23 protein-coding genes are annotated in these 22842 nt (G+C 54.1%); 2 read left to right on the top strand and 21 right to left on the bottom strand.

The window, feature by feature from the left end:
- Positions 1–12 precede the first annotated feature (12 nt).
- The 20 genes from Q1K24_RS03165 to Q1K24_RS03070 form a co-directional block, all read right to left on the bottom strand.
- On the bottom strand, positions 13–1131 hold the full coding sequence (locus Q1K24_RS03165) for an FAD-binding oxidoreductase (protein ID WP_300365829.1): 1119 nt from the start codon (positions 1129–1131) through the stop codon (positions 13–15).
- Positions 1132–1144: 13 nt separating this feature from the next.
- On the bottom strand, positions 1145–3193 hold the full coding sequence (gene glyS / locus Q1K24_RS03160) for a glycine--tRNA ligase subunit beta (protein ID WP_300365825.1): 2049 nt from the start codon (positions 3191–3193) through the stop codon (positions 1145–1147).
- Between the two features lie 234 nt (positions 3194–3427).
- The gene (locus Q1K24_RS03155) at positions 3428–3946 is read right to left on the bottom strand and encodes an ATP/GTP-binding protein (RefSeq protein WP_300365822.1); all 519 of its coding nucleotides are present in this window, start codon (positions 3944–3946) and stop codon (positions 3428–3430) included.
- 69 nt (positions 3947–4015) lie between these two features.
- On the bottom strand, positions 4016–5503 hold the full coding sequence (locus Q1K24_RS03150) for an NADH-quinone oxidoreductase subunit N (RefSeq protein ID WP_300365820.1): 1488 nt from the start codon (positions 5501–5503) through the stop codon (positions 4016–4018).
- Positions 5500–6984: an NADH-quinone oxidoreductase subunit M gene (locus Q1K24_RS03145; protein WP_300365817.1), complete on the bottom strand. Its 1485-nt coding sequence runs from the start codon at positions 6982–6984 to the stop codon at positions 5500–5502. Before Q1K24_RS03145 ends, Q1K24_RS03150 begins: the two co-directional genes overlap by 4 nt.
- Positions 6984–8888: an NADH-quinone oxidoreductase subunit L gene (nuoL, locus tag Q1K24_RS03140; RefSeq protein ID WP_300365814.1), complete on the bottom strand. Its 1905-nt coding sequence runs from the start codon at positions 8886–8888 to the stop codon at positions 6984–6986. Before nuoL ends, Q1K24_RS03145 begins: the two co-directional genes overlap by 1 nt.
- The gene (nuoK, locus tag Q1K24_RS03135; protein WP_300365811.1) at positions 8885–9202 is read right to left on the bottom strand and encodes an NADH-quinone oxidoreductase subunit NuoK; all 318 of its coding nucleotides are present in this window, start codon (positions 9200–9202) and stop codon (positions 8885–8887) included. Before nuoK ends, nuoL begins: the two co-directional genes overlap by 4 nt.
- On the bottom strand, positions 9186–9701 hold the full coding sequence (locus tag Q1K24_RS03130; RefSeq protein WP_300365808.1) for an NADH-quinone oxidoreductase subunit J: 516 nt from the start codon (positions 9699–9701) through the stop codon (positions 9186–9188). The genes nuoK and Q1K24_RS03130 overlap by 17 nt, the downstream gene beginning before the upstream one ends.
- The gene (locus tag Q1K24_RS03125; RefSeq protein WP_300365805.1) at positions 9694–10212 is read right to left on the bottom strand and encodes an NADH-quinone oxidoreductase subunit I; all 519 of its coding nucleotides are present in this window, start codon (positions 10210–10212) and stop codon (positions 9694–9696) included. Before Q1K24_RS03125 ends, Q1K24_RS03130 begins: the two co-directional genes overlap by 8 nt.
- A complete protein-coding gene (locus tag Q1K24_RS03120) occupies positions 10209–11504 on the bottom strand; it encodes a complex I subunit 1 family protein (protein WP_300365802.1) in 1296 nt (431 codons plus the stop codon). Before Q1K24_RS03120 ends, Q1K24_RS03125 begins: the two co-directional genes overlap by 4 nt.
- A complete protein-coding gene (locus Q1K24_RS03115; protein WP_300365799.1) occupies positions 11501–12931 on the bottom strand; it encodes a 2Fe-2S iron-sulfur cluster-binding protein in 1431 nt (476 codons plus the stop codon). Before Q1K24_RS03115 ends, Q1K24_RS03120 begins: the two co-directional genes overlap by 4 nt.
- Positions 12928–14184 (bottom strand): NADH-quinone oxidoreductase subunit NuoF, encoded by a 1257-nt coding sequence (gene nuoF, locus Q1K24_RS03110; RefSeq protein WP_300365796.1) that lies wholly within the window; start codon positions 14182–14184, stop codon positions 12928–12930. The genes Q1K24_RS03115 and nuoF overlap by 4 nt, the downstream gene beginning before the upstream one ends.
- A 117-nt stretch (positions 14185–14301) precedes the next feature.
- Positions 14302–14778, bottom strand: coding sequence for an NADH-quinone oxidoreductase subunit NuoE (nuoE, locus tag Q1K24_RS03105; RefSeq protein ID WP_300365792.1), 477 nt, complete (start codon positions 14776–14778; stop codon positions 14302–14304).
- A 70-nt stretch (positions 14779–14848) separates the two neighbouring features.
- Positions 14849–16483 (bottom strand): NADH dehydrogenase (quinone) subunit D, encoded by a 1635-nt coding sequence (gene nuoD / locus Q1K24_RS03100; protein WP_366903480.1) that lies wholly within the window; start codon positions 16481–16483, stop codon positions 14849–14851.
- Between the two features lie 58 nt (positions 16484–16541).
- On the bottom strand, positions 16542–17075 hold the full coding sequence (locus tag Q1K24_RS03095) for an NADH-quinone oxidoreductase subunit B family protein (protein ID WP_366903471.1): 534 nt from the start codon (positions 17073–17075) through the stop codon (positions 16542–16544).
- Positions 17066–17425 (bottom strand): NADH-quinone oxidoreductase subunit A, encoded by a 360-nt coding sequence (locus tag Q1K24_RS03090; protein WP_300365788.1) that lies wholly within the window; start codon positions 17423–17425, stop codon positions 17066–17068. The genes Q1K24_RS03095 and Q1K24_RS03090 overlap by 10 nt, the downstream gene beginning before the upstream one ends.
- Positions 17426–17571: 146 nt before the next feature.
- On the bottom strand, positions 17572–17865 hold the full coding sequence (locus tag Q1K24_RS03085; RefSeq protein WP_300365785.1) for a cupin domain-containing protein: 294 nt from the start codon (positions 17863–17865) through the stop codon (positions 17572–17574).
- Position 17866: 1 nt separating this feature from the next.
- On the bottom strand, positions 17867–18310 hold the full coding sequence (gene dtd / locus Q1K24_RS03080; RefSeq protein ID WP_300365784.1) for a D-aminoacyl-tRNA deacylase: 444 nt from the start codon (positions 18308–18310) through the stop codon (positions 17867–17869).
- Complete coding sequence (locus Q1K24_RS03075) at positions 18307–18456, bottom strand: hypothetical protein (RefSeq protein ID WP_300365781.1); 150 nt, start codon at positions 18454–18456, stop codon at positions 18307–18309. The genes dtd and Q1K24_RS03075 overlap by 4 nt, the downstream gene beginning before the upstream one ends.
- On the bottom strand, positions 18453–18920 hold the full coding sequence (locus Q1K24_RS03070) for a tRNA (cytidine(34)-2'-O)-methyltransferase (RefSeq protein WP_300365778.1): 468 nt from the start codon (positions 18918–18920) through the stop codon (positions 18453–18455). Before Q1K24_RS03070 ends, Q1K24_RS03075 begins: the two co-directional genes overlap by 4 nt.
- Positions 18921–18978: 58 nt before the next feature.
- Between Q1K24_RS03070 and Q1K24_RS03065 the strand changes: the two genes are divergently transcribed.
- Positions 18979–19833, top strand: a complete 855-nt coding sequence (locus tag Q1K24_RS03065) for a M48 family metallopeptidase (RefSeq protein ID WP_300365775.1) — start codon at positions 18979–18981, stop codon at positions 19831–19833.
- 1 nt (position 19834) lies between these two features.
- On the opposite strand, the gene malQ is transcribed toward Q1K24_RS03065, so the two are convergent.
- A complete protein-coding gene (malQ, locus tag Q1K24_RS03060; protein WP_300365772.1) occupies positions 19835–21334 on the bottom strand; it encodes a 4-alpha-glucanotransferase in 1500 nt (499 codons plus the stop codon).
- A 145-nt stretch (positions 21335–21479) separates the two neighbouring features.
- Between malQ and Q1K24_RS03055 the strand changes: the two genes are divergently transcribed.
- Positions 21480–22841, top strand: a complete 1362-nt coding sequence (locus Q1K24_RS03055) for an FAD-dependent oxidoreductase (protein ID WP_300365769.1) — start codon at positions 21480–21482, stop codon at positions 22839–22841.
- Position 22842 lies beyond the last annotated feature (1 nt).

The following is a 22842-nucleotide window of genomic DNA, read 5'->3' as shown; positions in this document are numbered from 1 at the left end:
CAAACATGTATGTCATTCCGGACTGCGCAGATATCTCAAAAGATAGCGGTCCGCCGATACACGTTGATCGACCGGTTGTTTTTCGACGATTTTTCTGGCCAGCATCTTACCCATCAGCGGGCCAAAGACAAAGCCGCGGCCTCCGAAACCAGTGACGATATAGCAGCCGTGCATCCCGGGAATCCCGGCGGATTCCGGTTTGACGCTCCGCGGCGGCGTTCCGAGCGTTTCGCGGGCACGCACCGAATCGGCGACCGACCCGACAAGGGGGAAGTGGTCACTGACTGACGAGCGGTGCCCGGCATAGATGCGTACGATTTGCTGATCCTGCAGGGCGGGCACCAACGCGATAGCATCAACGAGGAGCTGGTTGACCCGTTCGATCTCGCTGCGGGGATCGTTGCGCACATGGGTCGCACCGATTCGCACGATACCGTCCACATTGGCGGAGACGGAGAGTTGCCGATGCAGCGTCACGGGAATCTCGGCATCCGTCCTCACATCGACCCGCTCACCCCAGACACCGCCTATGGTGATATAGGGTATCTCGATAGGAAGACACTCGGCACCCGTCGCCAATACGATGCTCTCCGCCGAAAATCTTCCAGCATGCCAGCTGCCGTTTCGGAACTCCGGGCGGGCATCGATACCCCACGCCGTTTCGATCCCTTTCGTCAATGTTTTCGCCACCGTCATCGGGTCGACGAATGCCGCATCCGGGAAAAAATAGGCGCCATAGCGCATCGCGTCCGGATCGATATGGGGAAAATCCGCGGCGGATACCCGCTCGTAGGGGACGTCGATGAAAGGTTCGTATCCGGCGAACTTTTCGGCATCCTTTTCATCTTTCGGAATCCGCACGAGCCCCTTTTGGAAAAAACCCTCCGCAACGGTGCGTGCATAGAAATCGAGTGCGAAACGGTAGGCTTCGTTGGTGATTTTCTGCAGATCGCCCCCTCGCCCGAGACGCGGCGAGAGAAACGCTCCCGCCGCGCCGCTGGCGCCGGCAAGAAGACCCTTTTTGTCTATGAGCAGAACTCTCTGCCCCGCTTCCCTCAGCCAGTAGGCGGAGGAGATACCGGCGATTCCCGCTCCGACGACGATGGTGTCGTACCGCTTCCCGCTTGCCACTTTCCGCTTCTTGTTAAACGCTTATCTCTTTGATATCGGCGATCTCTCTGAAAGCTCTGTAGATGCTCCCTACGAGGTTTCTGCGGTTGGTGCGCAGCTTTTCCTCTTCGGCATTGACCATGACATGGTCGAAGAAGCTGTCGAGCTGGGGCTTGAGGGAGAAGAGCGCGTCCAGACGCATCTCGTAGTCGTCGTACTCTTTTGCAATGGTTGCGTTGAACGCGTCGAAGAGAACCTTCTCCTCTCCTTTTTCGAAAAGCGCCGGATCCACCGTCAGATCTCCGTCGAGATCGATATCTCTGCTGATGTTGGCGACACGCTTGAATGTCGTGAAAACCTCTTTGAATTCGTCGCTTTCGGCGATGCTTCGGAGGGCTTCGACTTTTTTGACGATCTCGTTGATGTCACGTTCTCCGCTGGCGAGAACTGCCGTGATGATGGAGGGGTTGGCATCCAGCGCTTTGTAGAAGCGCTCGTCGAAAAACGCCTCGAGTTCCGACGTGTCGAAGGAGGCGTACTCTTTTTTGAAGCAGTCGATCATCTCCGAAATGTCGAAAGGTATGTCGAAGTGCGTAACGATGCGTATGATGCCCGCCGCCGCGCGCCTGAGTGCGAATGGGTCGCGGGATCCGGTCGGAATCTTTCCGACCGAAAAGAGCGCCATCAGGTTGTCGAATTTGTAGGCGATGGCCAGGAGGGCCGCAAAGAGGTTTTCCGGCATATCGCTCTCTTCGCCGCTGGGCAGGTACTGGTCTCGGATCGCGACAGCCACAAGATCCTCTTCGCCCAGCGCTTTGGCGTAGTAATACCCCATGATCCCCTGCAGTTCGGTAAACTCATAGACCATTTCGCTCAGAAGGTCGGCTTTGGCCAGCATCGCGGCGCGCTCAGCCAGCGCCTTGAGCTCTCCGGTATCTTTTCCTGTCTCCGTTTCGAGCCGTTCTCCGTAAACCTCCGCGAGGGTTGTGGTGATGACGCTCTCGCGCACGCTTTTGTCGAACATCGTCCCCAGGCCGTCCATATAGACGATCTGTTTGAGCCCTTCGGGATCGAGCCCTTTTCGCAGGTCGTTTTCGTAAAAGAACATCGCATCGCTGAGCCTCGGTTTCAAGACCCTCTCGTTTCCGGCGATAATCTGGGAGAAATCGTCGGTTTTGGCATTGGAGACGACGACGAAACCGTTGTACAGCCTCCCCTCTTTGAAAACCGGAAAATAGCGTTGATGCTCCTTCATGCTCGTCATGATCACTTCGGGGGGAAGTTTCAGGAAACTCTCGTCGAATCGACCCATCAGCGGTGTCGGGTATTCGGTAATCGCCACGACTTCGTCCATTAGTTCGTCATCGCGTCCCACTTCGACACCCTGCCCGCTCTCGATGCGTTCGAAACCTTTCAGGATCGTTTCATGGCGCCTGTCGGCGAAAAGTTCCACACCGCCGTTTTCAAGCGCCTTGAAGTAAGCCTTCGGCGATTCGATGACGATCGGGTCGAAAGAGACCTGTCGGTGCACGCGGGTCGTATTGGCACTTTTGACCCCGAAAAGTTCGATCTCCGGAACTTTGTCTCCAAAAAGTGCCAAAATCCATCGGACGGGACGGATGAACTCCTCGCTCCGCTCTCCCCAGCGCATCATCTTTCCGAAGCGCATCGACCCCATCCAGGTTTTTGTCATCTCTTCCAAAAGCGTTTCGCTCGCCTCTCCTTCGATCACTTTCCGGTAGTAGAGCACCTCTTTGCCGCCCTTTTCGCCCCGGCCGATTTCGCTCAGCGGCACACCGCACTTCTGTGCGAAACTCTCCGCTGCGCGGGTCGGTTCGCCATCTTTGAAGGCGATCTGCACCGGCGGCCCGAACATCTCCTCTTCGCTGTCGGGCTGTTTCACCGGAAATTCCGGATGCCAGAGCACCAGCCTTCGCGGCGTATAAGAGAATTCAAATTCCGTCAAAAGCCGATTGGCTTCGAGAATTTTGGCCCACGACGATCCGATGTCGTCGAGAATTTTCAGCAGCGGTATGGCAGGAAGCTCCTCCACACCGATTTCGATAAGCAAAGGTTGGGTCATAATCGATTCACCTCGATAGTAGATTGACGCGATTTTAGCGAAAAGGGGCTTTAAGAAAGCTCAGTGGCAACAAGGCCCGGCCATAAAAAGAGTCGGACCAAAGATTTTTGAGATGGGTTCAACCAACCGCCAGGCATGGGATTTTTCAAGCGTCTCGGCATCGGACTCTTCGGACTGCTCCCCATCGAGGGACAGCTTTAGCCCGGTTTTGAGTGTTGAGAGCTGAATGTTGAATCAGACGAAGAGGTCGAGTCTGTTAGTCCTATCGAACATTTTGTCGAAGAGGGCTTTGGCGCTTTCGAGCAGTTTGTCGTTTCGCTCAAATAGTGCGAGGACGCCATCCATTGTGTCGACAGTACGGTTTTTGAGCAGGTTCCGTGTATCAGGCGTTCCGGGCTCGGGAAGTTCGTCTCGCAACACCTGGGCAATGTTGGTCAGTTCTCTGAAACCGGGAATTTTGTCGCTTTTTTCGACATGTTTCAGAAACTCTTTGAATATCGGTTTGACAATCTTCATCGCCTCTTCGATCTCTTTTCGGTCCTGTGCATCGATTCCGTTCCCTTCGTAATGAAATGAGTAGCCGTATTCGTGTCGGAGACTCATGGAGATGGATCGGCCGCATTTTCCGCAGGATGCATCGAGAGAGACCGATTTGTCGTCGTACATGGAGAGCGAAATCGTGTCACCGGAACTGGTCTGAAGAGTAAAACCGAAATGGTTCGATGTCGTGTTGAGTGAAGAGATGTTTGTCATACTATCCGACCTCCCTGTCGTCATTGACAAAAAGATCGGATTATTTGAAGAATAATTTAGAGATGGGTCCTAATGCAGCGAGGCGATCGCCTGCTCCGCGATGTCGATCAGTCCGTCGGCTCCCGGGAAGAACGGAATAAGGCCGGTGCCGATGCCGCCCCAGATCGCCATGACGGCCATGATCGTAATGAGCAGTGTACTCATGCCGAAGCGGAACGGTTCCCTGCTCTCTTCGCCCTCGTAGAAATACATGACGGCGATCAGCCTGAAATAGTAGTAGACCGAGATGAAGGCAATCAGAATGCCGAGACCCGCCAGGAAGAACTGCCGAGACTCGATGGCACTCGTAAAGATATAAAACTTCCCGAGGAACCCGATCGTGGAGGGAAAACCGGAGAGTGAAAGCATGAAAATCGCCATCATCGCTGCGAGATAGGGCCGATTCTGTGCAAATCCTCTGAAATCGTCGTATGTCAGCGGTCTTTTCGCATCGGCGGCAATATAGCTGAGTATCCCGAATGCTCCGACCGACGAGATGAAATAGGAGAGCAGATAGAACATGATCGCCGGCGCAGCCAGTTGCGATCCCAGACCGATGGATGAGAGAGCGATAAGCATATAACCCCCATGGACGATACTGGAACCGGCCAGCATCCGTTTCAGAATATTCTGTGAAAGGGCCAGCCACGAGCCGCCGATCAGCGTGATGACCGTAATGAACGTCAACATATCACTGCCGTGCAGTCCCGTCTGGCTGAAATAGGCCTGGTAGATACGCAACGCCACGGCAAAAAGTGCGATTTTGAAAGTGGAAGCCATGAACATCGTCACGGGAAAAGGCGATCCGTGGTAAACGTCAAGCACCCAGGCGTGAAAGGGAACAGCTCCGATTTTGAAGAGAATCGTCACGAACAGAAGCATTCCCGCTGTCACCAGCAGAAGCGTATACTCCCCGCTAGACTGCCGGATGAAACTGCCGATCTCCGCGATCTCCGTCGTTCCGGCAACTCCGTAGATGATCGCGGCTCCCAGGATGAACATGGCACCAGCCAGCGATCCGAGAACCAGGTATTTGAACATCGCTTCACCGCTGAGGGGGTTGTTTTTGTGATACCCAACCAGAGCGTAAATACTCAGTGACGCCAGTTCCAGTCCGATAAATGCAGTGATAAGATCATTCGCATGGGCGAGTGTCATCATACCGAAAACAGAAAAGAGAAAGAGTGCGAAAAATTCTCCGTTGTAGTATTTTCGTTTTTCAAGATAGACACTGTTGATCAGCAGCGTCAAAACCGCGCCGCTCAGAAACATCAGGTCGAACAGAGTCGAAAAATCATCGATTATATACATCTCTCCAAACACATCAGGAAAGGCGTAGCGGACCGTCCCAGTTCCAAACTGCGGCAGTTCGATTAAAAAGGCTGCGACCAGAAAAGCAACGGCAATCATCTGATACCGTTTCAGTCCAATCTGTTTGACGGTACTGAGCATCAGAAGCACAAACGCCCCGATGACGGTAAGCGCCATCGGCAGAACGAGAATGAGTTGTTCCATCATGATGCACCTCCGATGGTCTGCAGCAACCGATGAAGAAGCTGCTGAAGCTGTGGTTCGAAAAGCGGCGTGAAAAGTGACGGAGCGATACCGGTAATAATCAGCAGAAGGGCAATGGGAGTGAGCATCACCAGTTCCGTTGTCGTCAAATCCTCGAACCCTTCCGTATGGCGGGAAACCGGACCGAACACGGTCCGCTGCAGCATCCAGAAGACGAAGAGCATCGCAGCAAGCATCGTCGTCGCCGCAGCGAAACCGATGGCAAGACTCTCCTGAAACGCCCCGATAATTATGAGCAGTTCTCCGACGAATCCACCCGTTCCCGGAAGACCGGCGATACAGAGGGCGAAAAAGGCGAAGAGAAAGCCGAATCGTGGGGCGATTGAGGCGATGCCGCCGAGATTGGAGATATGCACACTCTCCGTCCGTCGATAGAGCAATCCGATCATCAGGAAGATGCCGGCGGATGCCAGGGCATGGGTCGCGATGAAATAGAGACTGCCGCTCCAGGCATAGATGTTCGTCAAAACAATTCCCAGAGCGATCAGGGAGAGGTGCGAACCGGAAGAGAAAGCGAACATACGCCGCAGGTTGTTCTCCATGATCGCGTGGATCGCATAATAGAGCAGTCCGACAATGGCGAGTACGATAATCGTTGGCTCGTAATAGCTGAGGGTCGGTCCGAAGAGGCCGTATCCGAAACGCCACAACCCGTAGGCCCCCAGTTTCGCCATGATGGCGGAGAGTATGACGACCGCCGGCGTCGGCGCCGAACTGTAGGCGGGCGCCATCCATGTATGGAAGCCGAGCAGCGGAATCTTGATGGCGAACGCCAGCAGAAAGCCGGCTGCCAGCCAGATTGAGGTTTTCGGATTGAAATGGAGGGTGGCAAGCTGATCGTACGCGAAACTCCAGACACCGTTGACACTGTAATATTCGTACCCGAGATAGAGGATCGAAAAGAGCATCGCCATCGATCCGAGAACCGTCATCAGAAGAATCTTCATCGCGTGAAACTGGTTCATGCCGTGACCGTAACGGCCAATCATAATGAAAATGGGAAGCAGCATCGTCTCCCAGAAGAGATAGAAAAGAATCAGATCGAGCGAGAGAACGGCACCTGTCACACCGGTCTGGAGCAGCAGCATATTGTACCAGTATCCCTGTTTCTCATAATTCCACATATACAGATGCAGCAGTGGCATCAGGAATGCCGTCATCAGAAGAATGAGAAGCGAAATGGCATCGACACCAAGGTAGTAGGATACGCCGTAATTCTGTATCCAGGGAAGATGGCGGACAAACTGCATCCCTTCCGCTTCGGGGTTGAATTGGAAAGTGACGATCAGCACGAGGGCAAACACCACCAGAGCCGACAGCATCGCTCCGACACGCAGGATCGGCATCTTCACACGGAACAGCCCCATGATGACCGCAAAGAGCATCGGAAGGAAAACGATATAACTGAGTATCATTTCCATCATCAGCCTCCCATACTCTGCAGGATGTAGAGGGAAAGTCCGCCCACACCGGCCATAATATAGAGTGCGTACCACCGGACGCTGCCATTTTGAAGCAGCGCAAATCCACCCGCCATGAACCGATAGCCCCCTACCGTCATGCCGATGATTCCGTCAATGATCCGATTATCGACTATTTTGTCAAAAAGGAAGCTCAACCCTCTGAGCGGTTTGACGAAGAGCGTCTCATAGAGCGTATCGATATAGAGCGTATGGCGAAGCAGCGTCTGCCAGGCCGCGCTACCGTTCGCTTCCTTCGGCGAGCGGGCAAAGAGTCTGTACGCCACGTAGATCCCGGCCGACGCAACGATGACGTTGAACATATCGAGCAGAAACTCTTCACCCGTTCCCAGATGGAGGTTCCGATCGGGAAGGTGCATAAGTGTACCCAACCAGTTTTCGCCACCATACGCTTCCGGTACGCCAAAGAGGCCGGCAATGGCACTGCCGGCAGCCAGCACGACCAACGGCCACGTTACCGTTTTCGGGAGGCGATCGGGTTCTTGGTTTTTACCGGATGGCGCAACGAAAACGACAAAAAAGAGTCGAAACATGTAGTAGGCGGTCAGATAGGCGGTGGCGACACCGATTGCCCAGATCATGTAGTGCTGTGACGCGAAGGCATGGGCCAGAATGGCATCCTTGCTGAAGAAACCGGCAAAGGGAGGTATACCGCTGATCGCCAGTGTCGCCACGAGCATCGTCAGCGTCACGAGCCCCATCTTTTTCTGCAAACCGCCCATTTTGAAGATATTCTGCTCGTGATGCAGCGCGATGATCACGGCACCCGCACCCATGAAGAGCAGCGCTTTGAAAAATGCATGGGTGAAAAGGTGGAAAATCCCGCTGCTGTAGGCGCCAAGACCCACCCCGATAAACATATAGCCAAGTTGTGACATCGTCGAGTAGGCCAGAATCTTTTTGATATCGCTCTGATAACAGGCGAAGAGTGCCGCGAGAAGCGCAGATGCCGCGCCGATCGAAGCGATGAACACGCCGACATCCGGCACAAGATTGTAGAGAAACGCAAAACGCGCGACCATATAGACGCCCGCCGTCACCATCGTCGCGGCATGGATCAGTGCCGAAACCGGTGTCGGACCTGCCATCGCGTCGGGAAGCCAGACATAGAGAGGAATCTGTGCCGACTTGCCCATTGCGCCGACAAAGAGCAGCATTCCGACGAGCCAGACCATTTTCGGATCGACCGATCCGATATGGGCTGCAATATCGGAAAAGTCAAATCCTCCGCTTCCGACCAGGGCAAAGAGAAGCCCCAGACCGCTGATGAAACCGAAATCCCCCACACGGTTCAGGATAAAGGCTTTGTTGGCGGCTTTGACGTTGGCGGGATCGTCGTAGTACCATCCGATCAGCAGATAGGAGGCGAGGCCCACCAGCTCCCACCCTACGAACATGATAATCGGATTGTCGGCGAGCACCAGCAGCAGCATACTGCCGAGAAAGAAGTTGAAATAGGCAAAAAACTTGCCGAAACTCTTCTCTCCCCACATATACCCCACGGCATAGATATGGATGAGCGAGCCGACAAAGGTGACGATAAAGAGCATGATACCGCTCAGCATATCGGCAGCCAGCGTCACACCGATTTTGAAATCGCCGATTGCGATCCATTGAAATAGGGTGTGGCGGCAGAGAGGCGCATGGTCTGTTTCAAGCAGTCTATCGAGCACGAGGAAACTGAGAAGTGCCGCAAAAACGGGACCCGCCACGCCGATGGCAGCGTATAGATTGTCCAGCTTTTTCGTTCTCGGAAAAGTCAGATGCAGCAGTCCCAATATCAGCGCTCCGGCGAACGGCAGCAGCAGAATCCAGCCCAGAACCGGCATTGAAGCGGTTGCACTCATGACCATCTCCTCTGCGCCAGATCGGCGAAGGTGTCACCGTCGACGGAACGTTTTTTCCGGTAGAGTTGTATGATCATCGCCAGAAAAAGCGCTGCTTCGGCGGCAATGACTCCAATCATAAGAAGTGCGATGACGGAGCCGCCCATGTCGGGTCGGAGCCGTGAAAATGTCGCAAATACCAGATTGACAGCGTTGAGCATCAGTTCGATCGACATATAGATGACAAAGATGTTTTTCCTGCTGATCACACCAACGGCCCCGATACAGAAGAGCAGTGTCGCCAATGCCAGAAAGGATTCAGGATTTAATATCATACGCCTGCTCCTTTTTTCCGATGATGATCGCCCCGATCATGGCAGCCAGCAGCAGAAGCGAAAGAATCTCGAACGGCAATACCCAGTCGGTGAAGAGCGCATTTCCAACCGCTTTGGCACTGCCGTATCCTTCCTCTACTTCCGAAAAAGAATGGACGGCCGAAACAAGCGTTCTGTAGAGGAGCCATCCAAACGGTGCCGTCACAACTGCCGAAACGACAATCCAGAGAGGTTTGAACCGCTCTTTCGGAAGCTGCTCCTCTTTCAGATTGACCGTCAGAATGACGATGAGCGTCAATACCACGACCGCTCCGACCGAGACGAGAATCTGTGCCAGAAAGAGAAACGACTGACCAAGCAGTGCGAAAAAGCCTGCGACAGCCAACAATACAGCCAGAAATCCGATGGCATTGGTGGATGGCCGTTTCGCCAGGACAACCGTCGATGCCCCCGTAACCAGAAAAAAGGCCAACAGTGAGAAAATGATTGTTTCAGGCACGGCTGGTATCCTCCCCGAATGCACTTTTGTGAGCCAGAAGCTGCTCTTTCTGAAGGACGAAATCCTCACGATTTTTTCCGGTTACCGAGAAGATACCGGTATCCATCCGAATTGCATCGCATGGGCACGCTTCGACACAGTAGCCGCAGAAAATGCATTCGAGTGTATCGATGGAGAAATGCGCCGGCATCTTCTCGTCGATTCCGTCCGTCCGTTCGGTCGCCACGATATGGATGCATTGCGCCGGGCACGCCGTGGCGCACATGAAACAGGCTACGCAGCGAATCGAGCCGTCTTCGCGGTGTGTCAGCCTGTGAAGGCCACGGTACCTCGGTGTGATATCGGTGGGTTGCTCCTCGGGATACTCCAGCGTTTCGACGCTGTTGATGTCACCGACATTGACGAAAAGGTGTTTCGCCGTGATTTTCAGGCCTTCGAATATCGCGGGCAGATAGAGTCTCTCCTTCGCGGCGGTTCCGTATCGCGGTACGGTCTTGATTCGATTTGTCATGATGCTACTCCTACGACGACGATGGCGGTGATGAAAATGTTGAGCAGCGACAGCGGCAGCAGATAGCGCCAGCCGAGCCACTGCACCTGGTCGTACCGGAAGCGGGGCAGCGTCCAGCGCACGATGATGAAGAAGATATTGAATGCCATCAGTTTCGCGACGAATATGGCGATCTGAAGAAGCGTCACGGCGATTGTCGTCGCAGTGGCACCCTCCGGCAGAAGACTGATATAGATTAATATTAAGTCGATAATCACTGCCATGCCGATCAGCACATAGGTCAGCACTTTCGTCTCGAAATGCCTGCCCCAGTCGGTGGATACGGTCGGCCGAACCGTATTGTTCTTTCTCATCCATCGTATAAAGAGCCAGACAGCCGGAGGCAGCAGCACGACGATGGCCCACGCCACGACGGAGAAGTGCGTTGTAAGTGCTTCTGTCGAGAGCCATGGGAGCTGATATCCCCCGAAGAACATCGTGATGATGACGGCGCTGGCCGTGTTCATCGCCACATATTCACCCATGAAATACATCGCGAACTTCATCGCCGTGAACTCCGTGAAGAAGCCTGCGACGATCTCGCTCTCCCCTTCCGCGACACTGAAAGGTGCCCGGTTGGTCTCGACGAAAAGCGCTACGATCGTGATGATGGCAGCCAGAGGCTGTACCAGGACGCCCCATGCCGGCAGGAATCCGAGCACCGTACCGCTCTGCCACTGCACCATCGCATTGAAATCGATCGTGCCGTAGGTCAGGATCATGCTAATGATACCGAGGCCGAGTGCGAGCTCGTAGCTTATCATCTGGGATGCCGCCCGCAGTGCGCCAAGCAGCGAATATTTGTTGTGGCTCATCCATCCGCCAAAGATCATCCCGATAATCCCCACCGAACCGATCGCCAGATACCAGAGAATGCCGTATTCGACCGGCAGCGCCTGGATTTTCATCCGCTCGCCGGACAGCACCAGATCGTCGGCGAAGGGGATCACCATAAATGCCAGCAGTGCAGCGGCGAAGGTGATCATCGGCGCCAGCATGAAGAGCCATCGCCCCTTCCCGATATGGGCCGGATAGTACTCCTCTTTGAAAACCAGTTTGATGACATCGGCAAAGGACTGTACGACGCCGCCGAACCGGAATCCGAAGACATTGGTCCTGTTGGGCCCCAGACGATCCTGAATGAGACCGCAGACGCGGCGCTCCAGCCAGACGAGCACCGGGATCATCAGCAGCGCCAGCAGTGCGGCCAGGACGATCGTCACCAGTGTCACGACAACCGCAAGGGTACTCATACGATACACCTTTCACCCAGTTCGTACGCTTCGAGCCAGCGTATCACCGTAGGGACCGGATCGCTCGGATAGATCACCTGTTCGCAGCGCTGTTCGAGGCCGTCGATGTTGATCAGCGTACCGGAGGCCTCGCTCCAGACGGCGATGGGAAGCGTCAGATCGGCCCGTGATCCCGTTTCCGGTCCTTCCGCATGGGTCAGGAAGTCGATCCGCCGGCGTACATCCAGACTGTCGGCGACGGGATGGTTGAAATTGATCAGGAGCGTATCGCGCTTGATTTCCGGCATCGTGGTGGCGATGCCGAGTTTTTCCACACCCTTTGCGTTGGCTGCCCGCATCGCATTCCTGAGCCACTCATCGGCGAATTTCTCATCGATATAGCTTTCGAGCGGCGCATAGAGCCACGCGCCGATCCTGTTGGCGAAAATCTGGATCATCTCCAGTTCTTCGGTGTATAGGTTTGCGTCGGCCAGTATCACGATGCGGCCCGTTGTACACTCGACCGACTTTTTGAGTTCTCTCACCGCTTCGTCGAATCCGATCTCTCTGCCTTCGAAGAGAGCCTTTTCCAGCCGTCCGGTCTGTAGCGCCTTGTAGCTGAGCCGTCCGTCATCGCAGATGAAATAGCCATTGATGTCGGGATTTTTTCTGGGTCTGAAACGGTAGATCGTATCGTCATGATACTTCAGTCTGGCATGGTCGACAAAAATATTGCACCCTTTGGCGCACCCGTGGCAGACCGACGGCGTCGGCGTCAGGAACCAGACACGCTGCTGAAATCGGAAATCTTTGCTGGTCAGTGCGCCGACCGGACAGAGATCGACCAGATTCATTGCATAGCCATTTTCGAGCTTTCGTCCCGGCAATGTTGAAACGCAGGAGTGATCCGCCCGCCAGACGATACCCAGCTCGTTGGTTTGGGTGATATTCGTCGTAAAGCGTGTACAGCGCTGACAAAGGACACACCGCTCCTGGTCGAGCATGACGTTGCGTCCCAGGTCGAGATGTTTGTTGAAGTGGAGCTTTTTCCCTTTCTCCACACTGCCGTGGTAGAGTCCGTACTCCATGTAGTAGTCCTGCAGACTGCACTCCCCTGCCTGGTCACAGATGGGACAGTCAACCGGGTGGTTGATTAATTGCAGTTCGAGAATCTCCCGACGTACTTTTCGGATATTTTCCGTATTCGTATGGATCACGAGTCCCTCTTCGACGAATGTGTCACAGGAGATCTGAGGCCGTTTTTTTCCTTCGATCTCCACCATGCACATCCGACAGTTGCCGTCAGGCCCCAGTGCCTCGTGATAACAGTAGTAGGGAATCTCGAACCCATTCTTCAGGAGTACCTGCAGCAAAATGGCCCCCTCTTCCGCTTCGATGATCCGGCCGTCGACACTGATTTTCACTTTTCGTCCCAATGTTTCACTCATACGTGGCTCCGCAGACATGCTTCGAATTCAGCTCTGAATTTTTTGACAAACGCATCGATGACGCCTGAAACCGCCGGCGCAAAAACGCATATGGTCTTGCCGTTCATGATCCAGGATATATCGAGGAGTTTATCGAGATCGGCAACGTCCGCTTCACGTTTCAGAACCGAGGCGACGATGGCATCGACCCAGCCGGTCCCCTCTCTGCACGGCGTGCACTGCCCGCACGATTCATGATGGTAAAAAGCCAGCAGGTTCTTCAGGGCTTCGACCATGTCGACACTTTCGTCCATAACGATCATTCCACCCGTCCCCAGAGAGGAACCGAGGGATCGCATACTCTCGTAATCGAGGTTTGCCGATCTCGCCTCGTCAGCTGTCAGCACCGGTGTCGACGCACCGCCGGGAATGACCGCCTTGAGGGCCATGCCGTCACGGATGCCGCCGCCATAGTGTTCGATGTATGCCATCATCGGTGTGCCAAACTCCGCTTCGTAAATCCCCGGCCGTTTCACATGGCCGCTTAAAGCGAAGAGCATCGTCCCCGGGCTTTTCTCCGTACCGTAGTTTCGGTAGGCCTCGGGCCCCTCTTTGACAATAAATGGGATCGTGGCGATCGTTTCAACATTGTTGACAAGGGTGGGTCTGCCGAAATACCACTCCGGCTCCTTCCGATGGGGTTTGAGACGCGGATGGCCCCGCTTTCCCTCCATCGACTCGAGGAGCGCCGACTTTTCGCCACAGATGTAGGCCCCGGCGCCCCGATGGATCGTTACATCGACACGGTACTCCCGCCCCAACGTCTTTTCGCCCAGAATTCCCGCAGCGTAGGCTTCGTCGATTGCCCCCTGTAAAATTTTCTGAAACCCGTAATACTCGCCGCGAATGTAGACATAGGCGTCATGGGCCCCGATGGCGTAGCATGTCAGAATAATCCCTTCGATCAGCAAATGGGGATCTTTCGTGATGATCTGCCGATCTTTGAAGGTGCCCGGTTCGCTCTCGTCACAGTTGACTGCCAGAAATTTCGTCGGATCTGAGTGCTCTTTCGCCAGTCTCCATTTTCCGCAAGCCGGAGCTCCGCCGCCCCCCTTGCCCCGCAAACCGCTCTCGCAGACTGCGTTCAAGACGGCTTCGGGCCCCATATCGAAGGCTCTCTCCACCGCTTCATAGGCGCCATGTTCACGGGCGATATCGAGAGTGTGGCTGCCTGGAATATCGAATCGGCGGCTGACGATTTTGACTTCACGCATTGGTTCTCCTTTGGGGAGCTCGTGAGAATGTGAGAATGTTGGACTGTGAGAATGTAAACACGGTCCGTCCACACTCCCACATTCTTACAAGCGCGCAGCGCGGCCCCACACTCCCACTCATTTCAATCCCTCCAATATTTCATCCACTTTCTCGGGAGTCAGGTTTTCGTAGAGCGTGTCGTTGATCTGCATTACCGGCGCCGTTCCACAGGAGCCGAGGCACTCCACCTGCGAAAGTGTAAATTTCCCGTCGGGTGTCGTCTCTCCCACATCGATCCCCAGTTTGTTTCTTAGATATTGCAGAATCTCTCCTTTGCCGCAAAGGGAACACGAAAGAGTCCGACAGAGCTGAATATGATACGTTCCAACCGGTTCGAGATGAAACATCGTATAGAAAGTGACGACCCCATAGACCTTCATTGGCGGCACGCCGAGGTAGTCGGCCACCACATCGATCGCATCCATCGAAACGTACCCATCCTGCTCCATCACCTTCCAGAGTGCCGGCAGCATCAGCGCCTCTTTGCTCGGATACCGCTTTGCAAGTGCTTCCAACTCTTCTAAATTCTCTTCCGTAAACGCAAAACCCATCATATCTCTCCCTTGGCGGCGCAGCCGCCATCCCAATGACCAATAACCAATGACCAATGATTAGCGAAGCATTTCATCGATCCATCTCCCCCGCTATGATGTTCAAACTGCCCAGCGTCATGATGGCGTCGGCGACCTGATAGTCGACGATGATTTTCGGATAGGCCTGCATGTGCAGAAAACTCGGTGCGCGCACCTTCACCTTATAAGGCGTTCCGCTTCCGTCGCTGACGATGTAGAAGCCGAGCTCCCCGTTGGCCGCTTCGAAGGCACCGTAGTACTCACCCGCCGGAACTTTTACCCCTTCGAAGATCAGTTTGAACTGGTTCATCGTCCCTTCGATCGTATTGTAGACCTCCTCTTTCGGGGGAAGAGTCACGGCACGATCATCGACATTGACGGGCCCCTGGGGCATCCGCTCGACGGCCTGTTCGATAATACGAATGCTCTGAAGCATCTCTTCGAACCGGACCATCATCCGGTCATGGGTGTCGCCGACACTTCCAACGACCATATCGAAATCGAAGGTATCGTAATAGTAGTAGGGGTCAGCGAAACGGAGATCGTAGGGAACGCCGCTGGCCCGGAGATTGGGTCCGGTAAATCCCCAGCTTACAGCATCCTCCGCAGAAACGGGCGATATCTCCTGTACCCGTTCGTTGAAAATGCGGTTTTTCGCAACCATGCGGAGGGTTTCGTCGATACCCTGGCGAACCTTTTTCAGAACATCGTCCAGATCCTCCCTCCATCCCTCGTATAGGTCATGGGTCATCCCGCCGATGCGCATGAAACTGTTGGTGAGCCTCGCACCCGTCAATTTGCTCAGAAAATCGTAGGCGTCGTTGCGGGGGTTGAAAAGGTACCAGTAGTTGGTCTGGGCGCCCATGTCGAGCAGCCCCGCCGCCAGACAGACCAGATGGTCGATGATGCGCGAGAGTTCGGCGAGAACGACCCGTATGAAAATGGCACGGTCAGGGAGTTGTATATCCAGCATCTCTTCGACCGTTTTGGCGAAGGCGATGTTGTTCATCAGCGCAGAACAGTAGTTGAGCCGATCCGTATAGGGAATGATCTGGTTGTAGGTGTGAGTCTCGCAGCTTTTCTCGAAACCACGGTGCAGGTAGCCGATCTCGCTGGCACCCGCGACGATCCGCTCCCCGTCGAGGGCAACGATGGTCCGAATGGTGCCGTGGCTCGCCGGGTGGGAAGGACCGAGGTTGAGAACCATCAAATTGTCATTTGCCAAATCGTACCCTTCCGTTTCGATCAGCGGCCCCAGCTCGTCCATCATATCCTGGGTTTCGGTGCAGAGGTGGCGCCGGTCAATGGGATAATCCTTGCGGAGAGGATAACCTTCGAACTGCAGATGGTTCAGAATACGCTTGAGACATGGATGGTTTTTGAAAACGATGCCATACTGGTCATAGACCTCCCGTTCGAGCCAATCGGCAGAAAGAAAGAGCGGCGTCAGAGAATCGACACCCTGTTCCGGATCGTGAACGGCCACTTTGAGGGCCACCGTTCGTGCAAAATCTTCGTGGCGGAAAAGGTAGAGCGTTTCGAAACGGGTCGAAGGCGGTTTGGGAGAGGTCAGCCAGTCGACTGCCGTAATCTCCAGAAGCATCGTATACCTTTGCCGCTCTTTGAGAAAAGATGCGGCACGGAAAAGTTCCGTTTCATCGACCCGGATGACCGGCATACCTCCCATTTTGCCCGCCACTTCGACGGAAGAGGCCGCCCTTTTGAAGGCCTCGAAATCAAAAGTTTCACTGCTCATCGAGAATTCCTTTGAAGTCGGGGCGGCGGGGTTTGAGAGCCGGCTCTTTCCAGAGCATCTTCTGAATCTCCACGACGGCGTCCAGCAGCGCTTCGGGACGAGGGGGACATCCGGCGATATAGACATCGACCGGGACGATCTCGTCGATCCCCTGGAGCGTCGTATAATTGTCGTAGAAACCGCCGCTGCTGGCACATGCTCCCATACTGATGACCCATCGGGGTTCGGGCATCTGGTCATAAATCTGTTTCAGAATCGGTGCCTGTTTCATGCTGACGGTTCCGGCTACCACCAGCAGATCGGCGTGGCGGGGAGAGAATCGAAGGACTTCGGCGCCGAATCGGGCGATGTCGTAGCGGCTTGCCGCCGTCGCCATGAATTCGATAGCACAGCAGGCCGTCCCAAACACGAAAGGCCATAGCGAACTCTGACGTCCCCAATCGATGACGGCGTCAATACGCGTAGTGATGACCGAATCGCCCAGCATATTCTGCTCGAGAAGTTTCTGTGTCGTCAGATCCATTTGAGTATCCCAGAACGGTAGACATAGATCAGACCGCCAAGCAGCAGTCCCATGAATACGAACATCTCCATCAGTCCGAACCAGCCCAGTTCACGCAGATCGAGAGCCCAGGGGAACATGTAGAGCACTTCGACATCGAAAATGAGAAAAATGACGCCCACCAGAAAGAAACGGACATTGAACGCATCGAAAGGATCTTTCACCGTTTTGCGCACACCGCTCTCGTAGACTTCGTTCTTGCGCGGATTGTCGCTTCTGGCACCGATATAGCGGGTCAGATGGAACACCGCCGGCAGGCCAACCACCAGGACGGCGATAATCGCGGAGGATAGCAGCAGAGAAGCTGTCATACCGATCCTTGTTTAATTTTAATGGGATATTAACGTAAAAGAGTTGCGAAAGAGATTAAATGGTGAAGTATCTACGGTGTACGGTAAATGGAAAATGCATTTCGAAATCCGTTCTCCGTTTACACTCTTCCTTTAACCGTTTAGCACTATTTGCTGCCGCAGATATAGCGGACATCCTCGGGAACGTAGGCGCTGTGGGGAATGTTCGCCTCGCTCTCCATTCTGTCGCCGGGCAGCAGGTCGAGGGTGACGCCGTTTTCGATGATCTGCAGAGACCCCGAAACGATCCACCGTACTTCGTGGTGGGGATGGGTGTGCTCGGCATAGTGCGTTCCTGCCGTATCGGACCATACAAAGATATTGAAATAGCCCTCTTTTTCGAGAATCCTGCGGATCTGCGTTTCGCTGGTAACGCCGGTCTGTTCGACTATAGAACCCATCTCAAAGATCCTTCGAATCGACGATGAACGTGACCGGTCCGTCGTTGTGGATCTCCACATCCATCATGGCACCGAACTCCCCCCGCTGTACCGGAATATACTCTTCCAGCTTTTCGCAGAAGATTTCATAGAGGCGTTCCGCTTCGTTCGGCGGCATGGCGTTGTCGAAACTCGGACGACGCCCTTTTTTGACACTGCCGGCCAGTGTAAACTGACTCACGACGAGTGCCTCCCCTCCCATATCGAGGATGCTTCGGTTCATCTTCCCCTCCTCGTCGGCAAAAATACGCAGATGGACCAGTTTCGGAACCAGTTTTTCGATATCGCTTTCACCATCTCCTTTAAGAACGCCCAGAAGAATGTTGAGCCCCCGGCCGATGTGGGCGATCTCGTCACCATCAACGACGACAGACGAACGGCTGACGCGCTGGATCAGGGCAATCACTCTTTTTCCTCTTTTTTCCGCCTCTTCACTTCGGTTCCGTTTTCGCCATAGCGCTCTTCGTACTTGTTGGCGTGATACCCTTTGATGATCCACACCATGAAGAGAACAAACCCCAGGCTCATGATGATATCCATAACCGTTCTCATATCAATCCTTTAAATATTCCATAATTCTGACGAACCGCTTCATACGCGATGATCCCGACACTGATCGAAATATTGAGACTCCGCCCCTCCGGCGTCATCGGAATCGTGATGCAGCGGTCGGCATGTCTCTCTCTGAGCGGTTCGGGCAGGCCGGTCGTCTCGCTGCCGAACAACAGCCAGTCACCCGGCTTGAAATCGGCGTCGAACCAGGGGCGTTCCGTTTTCGTCGTCGCCAGCCAGAGCCGTTCGTCCCCATGGGCTTCCAGAAATGTATCGAGAGAAGGCCAGATAGTCGGGGCCAGTTTGTGCCAGTAATCGAGACCTGCCCGTTTGAGACGCGCATCGGTGATTTCGAACCCGAGCGGTTCCACAAGGTGAAGCGATGCTCCCATGTTGACACACAGCCGGCCGATCGTTCCGGTATTGGGTGCGATCTTCGGTTCCACAAGGACGATATTGACCATTTCACGATGACTCCATAATAAAGTGGTAAAATTGTAACCAAAAAGTGGAGTGTCCGCGATGAAACGACTGGTTCTGTATGGATTGATACCTCTGCTCTTTATCATCGGATGTGCCAAAGCTCCGATTACCGGACGTACCCAGATCATGATGGTATCGCCCCAACAGGAGCAGGCATTGGGATTCCAGGCCGAGCAGGAGATTTTGAAAAAAGAGAAACTTTCGACCGATCAGGCACTGATCGCCCGAATTGAAAGAGTCGGTATTCGCATCGCCAAAGCGACCGGTCTCAATCTCGACTGGAAATTCTACGTCATCGACAAACCCGACGTTCCCAATGCCTTCTGTCTGGCCAACGGACACGTCTTCGTCTATACAGGTATTTTGAAATATGTCGACAATGACGCCCAGCTCGCCACCGTCATGGCACACGAGATCGGGCACGCCATCGCGCACCATGTCGCCGAACAGGTAAGCCTGGCGATGATGACCAATCTCGCCGCCACGGCTGCAGCCATCGCCATCGACAGCAATGTCGACTCGAGCGGCGAAAGAGCGGCTTACATGGCAGCACTTGGACTGGGTGCAAACCTGGGCATTGTATTGCCCTACTCCCGGATGATGGAGTCCGAAGCGGACCATATCGGACTGATGCTGATGGCCAAAGCGTGCTACGATCCGCGGGAATCGATCAAGTTCTGGGAAAAATTCGCCAGGAAGGGAGAGGAGCCCATCGTCTACTTTTCGACACACCCCTCCTCGGAACAGCGCATCGCACAGATCAAGGAGCTGATGCCCCAGGCGATGAAAATCTACCGGGAAAACGGATGTGACCAGCAGGCGACGCCCGAGCCCTTGCAACTTCCTACGATGAAGTCGGTCAATCCCGATTCACTCGGACTGCCAGTCGAGTAGTTCAGCATCGGCCATATAGCCGAGTCAGACGCTCCATCTTTTCAAAAGGGGCTCTCTCCATCTGCTCCATCGTCATCCGCCAGCTCCAGTTTCCATTCGGATCGCCGGGTCGGTTCATACGTGCAAACGAACCGAGTCCCAGAATATCCTGCATCGGAACGACGCTGAAAACCGAAACCGATGCCATCGCCTCCCGGATCATCGCCCAGTGTATCTCGTCGTCGTCACGACTCAAATACTCCAGAATGTACGACTTGTTCGACGCGTTTTCGAACCATCCCAGTGTCGTGTCGTTGTCGTGCGTACCGGTATAGATCACACTGTTTGCAACACCATTGTGCGGAAGGTAGGCATTTTTGGGATCACCGTCGAACGCGAACTGCAGAATCTTCATCCCCGGAAGATCGAAATCGTCGCGTAGCTTTTCCACTTCCGGTGTGATGACGCCAAGATCCTCCGCGATGATCGGCAACGAACCGAGTGACTCTTTGATCACTTCGAAAAACCTGTGGCCTGGCCCTTCGACCCACCGACCGTGTATGGCGGTCTCTTCGTCGGCAGGAATGGACCAGTAGGCTTCGAAGCCGCGGAAATGGTCGATACGAACGATATCGTAAAGTTCCAGGCTCTTCTTCATACGGAGTATCCACCATGCGTAGCCATGCTGTTTCATCAACTCCCAGTTGTAGAGCGGATTGCCCCATCGCTGGCCCGTCGTACTGAAATAGTCGGGTGGCACTCCCGCCACATGTGTCGGGCGGCAGTGTTCGTCAAGCAAAAAAAGTTCGGAATGCGACCAGACATCGCTGCTGTCAACCGATACATAGATCGGCAGATCTCCGATGATCCATACACCGTGTCGGTTTGCGTAGGCTTTCAACCTGTTCCACTGCCTGTAAAAGAGATATTGCAGAAATTTCTGAAAGTCGATCTCCTCTTTCAATTGGTCCCGTTTTTTCGTCAATGTTTCGCTCTCCCGTCTGACGATCCGTTCCTCCCATTCGTACCAGATTTTCCCCTGGTTCTCTTTTTTCAATGCCATGAAAAGAGCGAAATCCTCCAGCCATACACTCTCTTCTTCGCAGAACTTTTCGAATATCTCTTTTTCCATATTGTCAGCATTCTGACGAAAATGGAGAAATGCGTTTTTCAAAAGTGGAAGTTTGTATGCACTCACCCATTCGTAATCGACAGATGTTTCGTTGAAATCGGACCGTTTTCCGGAAATATTTTCAATCAGCCACCCATCTTCCTGAAGCAGATTCAGATCGATCAGCAGTGGATTGCCGGCGAACGCGGAGTAGCTCTGATAGGGAGAGTTGCCGTATCCCGTTGGACCCAGCGGCAGAATCTGCCAGAGTCTCTGGCCGCTCTGCGCAAGTTTGTCGATCCACCGATAGGCCTCTTTGCCGAAAGTACCGATTCCATAATCACCGGGAAGTGAGGTGGGATGCAGTAAAACGCCGCTGCGCCGGGTTGTGAAAAGCGGTGGCTTCTCCATCTACATATTCCTTTTTCATCGTTTTGGCTTATTTGCTGATGATACAACAGTATATGGCGGTTATTATCTCCAAAGACGGCTGATAAGCCGCTTGTTATGTAGATCGCGATATTATTTAACAATAAATCATGCAAGGATTGCTATCATGCACAAGAGTGACATTCTCATCATCGGAGGCGGACCTGCGGCAATGGTCGCGGCGGGGACGGCACGCCAATATTATCCCGAAAAAAATGTGAGCGTACTGAAAAAGAGTGACGAATCGATGGTGCCGTGTGGCATTCCCTATGTGTTTGGTCCCCTGCTCGAATCGGTCGAGGACGACATGATTCCATGTGGTGACATGGCGGCAAAGATGGGAACCGAACTGATTGTCGACGAAGCGGTGGATATCGACTACGACACCAAAACGGTCGCTGGAAAAAGCGGCGAAACCTACGGGTACGAGAAACTGATCATCGCAACCGGATCGATCCCAAAAATACCCGAACAGATCAGAAACTACGATGCCCCCGGTGTCTTCTTTGTCCCCAAAGATCCCGCCTATATCCGCCGAATGCACGATGCCGTCGCAGGTATGAGGAAAATTGTCGTCGTCGGCACCGGCTTCATCGGTATCGAAATCGCCAACGAGTTCTGCGACACGGGAAAAGAGGTTGCACTGGTCGGATCACGTCTGCTCAAGCACTCCTTCGACCCGGAAGTGAGCAGCTATATGGAGCAGATCGTCGAGAAAAAGGGAATTGTCCATTACAAAAACCGACGTACCTGTGAAATCGTCCTTGACAGTGATGGCCACGCCTGCGGCGTGAAGTTCGAAGATGGCGAAACGATCGCATGCGACGGCGTCGTTCTGGCCACCGGATATCGTCCCAATACCGAACTTGCCAGAAAGAGCGGTCTTTCGATGCGCCAGGGCGAGACGATCTACGTGGACGAATATATGCGTACGACCCAACCCGACGTTTTCGCCGTCGGAGACTGTGCCGAAAAGCGTCACTTCATCACCAAACGCGGCATACCGGTGATGCTGGCCTCCACGGCAACGGCGGAAGCGCGTGTGGCCGTCGCCAACCTCTACAGTATCAACCTGGTCAAATCCTTCTCCGGTACCATCGCCATCTTCTCGACTGTCGTAGGCAATACCTGCTTCGGTTCGGCGGGCATCACCGAAGAGGATGCCAAAAAACAGCGGATCGACATCGTCTCGACCGTGGTCAAAGTGACAGACAAACATCCCGCCAAACTTCCCAATACCCATGAACAGGCGGTCAAACTGGTGGCCAGTCGCGCCACGGGCCAGCTTATCGGCGCCCAGGTCGTCGGTGGCATCGATATCGGCGAGATGATCAATATGCTGGGTGTCATCATCGAAAACCGGATGACCGTCTTCGACCTGCTGGGTCTGCAGGTGGCGACCCACCCGCTGCTAACTTCCGCACCCACGACCTACCCGATTATCGTGGCGGCGCAGAACCTGGCCGCCCGCTACCTCTCGAAAAAATAGG

Source organism: Hydrogenimonas sp. (assembly GCF_029932565.1).
Taxonomy (GTDB): domain Bacteria; phylum Campylobacterota; class Campylobacteria; order Campylobacterales; family Hydrogenimonadaceae; genus Hydrogenimonas.
Note: the sequence above shows the minus strand (reverse complement) of the source record. Positions and strands in the feature narration are given on the sequence as shown.

Bases quoted from the DNA above. Each gene is read 5' to 3' on its own strand.
- Q1K24_RS03120 (WP_300365802.1), bottom strand. From the start codon at position 11,504: ATGAGTACCCTTGCGGTTGTCGTGACACTGGTGACGATCGTCCTGGCC.
- Q1K24_RS03075 (WP_300365781.1), bottom strand. From the start codon at position 18,456: ATGAGAACGGTTATGGATATCATCATGAGCCTGGGGTTTGTTCTCTTC.
- Q1K24_RS03155 (WP_300365822.1), bottom strand. From the start codon at position 3,946: ATGACAAACATCTCTTCACTCAACACGACATCGAACCATTTCGGTTTT.
- nuoL (WP_300365814.1), bottom strand. From the start codon at position 8,888: ATGAGTGCAACCGCTTCAATGCCGGTTCTGGGCTGGATTCTGCTGCTG.
- Q1K24_RS03065 (WP_300365775.1), top strand. From the start codon at position 18,979: ATGAAACGACTGGTTCTGTATGGATTGATACCTCTGCTCTTTATCATC.
- Q1K24_RS03070 (WP_300365778.1), bottom strand. From the start codon at position 18,920: ATGGTCAATATCGTCCTTGTGGAACCGAAGATCGCACCCAATACCGGA.
- nuoF (WP_300365796.1), bottom strand. From the start codon at position 14,184: ATGCGTGAAGTCAAAATCGTCAGCCGCCGATTCGATATTCCAGGCAGC.
- nuoE (WP_300365792.1), bottom strand. From the start codon at position 14,778: ATGATGGGTTTTGCGTTTACGGAAGAGAATTTAGAAGAGTTGGAAGCA.
- Q1K24_RS03115 (WP_300365799.1), bottom strand. From the start codon at position 12,931: ATGAGTGAAACATTGGGACGAAAAGTGAAAATCAGTGTCGACGGCCGG.
- Q1K24_RS03145 (WP_300365817.1), bottom strand. From the start codon at position 6,984: ATGATGGAAATGATACTCAGTTATATCGTTTTCCTTCCGATGCTCTTT.
- nuoD (WP_366903480.1), bottom strand. From the start codon at position 16,483: ATGGGAGGTATGCCGGTCATCCGGGTCGATGAAACGGAACTTTTCCGT.
- Q1K24_RS03085 (WP_300365785.1), bottom strand. From the start codon at position 17,865: ATGGGTTCTATAGTCGAACAGACCGGCGTTACCAGCGAAACGCAGATC.
- glyS (WP_300365825.1), bottom strand. From the start codon at position 3,193: ATGACCCAACCTTTGCTTATCGAAATCGGTGTGGAGGAGCTTCCTGCC.
- Q1K24_RS03090 (WP_300365788.1), bottom strand. From the start codon at position 17,425: ATGACAGCTTCTCTGCTGCTATCCTCCGCGATTATCGCCGTCCTGGTG.
- Q1K24_RS03055 (WP_300365769.1), top strand. From the start codon at position 21,480: ATGCACAAGAGTGACATTCTCATCATCGGAGGCGGACCTGCGGCAATG.
- Q1K24_RS03125 (WP_300365805.1), bottom strand. From the start codon at position 10,212: ATGACAAATCGAATCAAGACCGTACCGCGATACGGAACCGCCGCGAAG.
- nuoK (WP_300365811.1), bottom strand. From the start codon at position 9,202: ATGATATTAAATCCTGAATCCTTTCTGGCATTGGCGACACTGCTCTTC.
- Q1K24_RS03095 (WP_366903471.1), bottom strand. From the start codon at position 17,075: ATGGATCTGACGACACAGAAACTTCTCGAGCAGAATATGCTGGGCGAT.
- Q1K24_RS03150 (WP_300365820.1), bottom strand. From the start codon at position 5,503: ATGATGGAACAACTCATTCTCGTTCTGCCGATGGCGCTTACCGTCATC.
- malQ (WP_300365772.1), bottom strand. From the start codon at position 21,334: ATGGAGAAGCCACCGCTTTTCACAACCCGGCGCAGCGGCGTTTTACTG.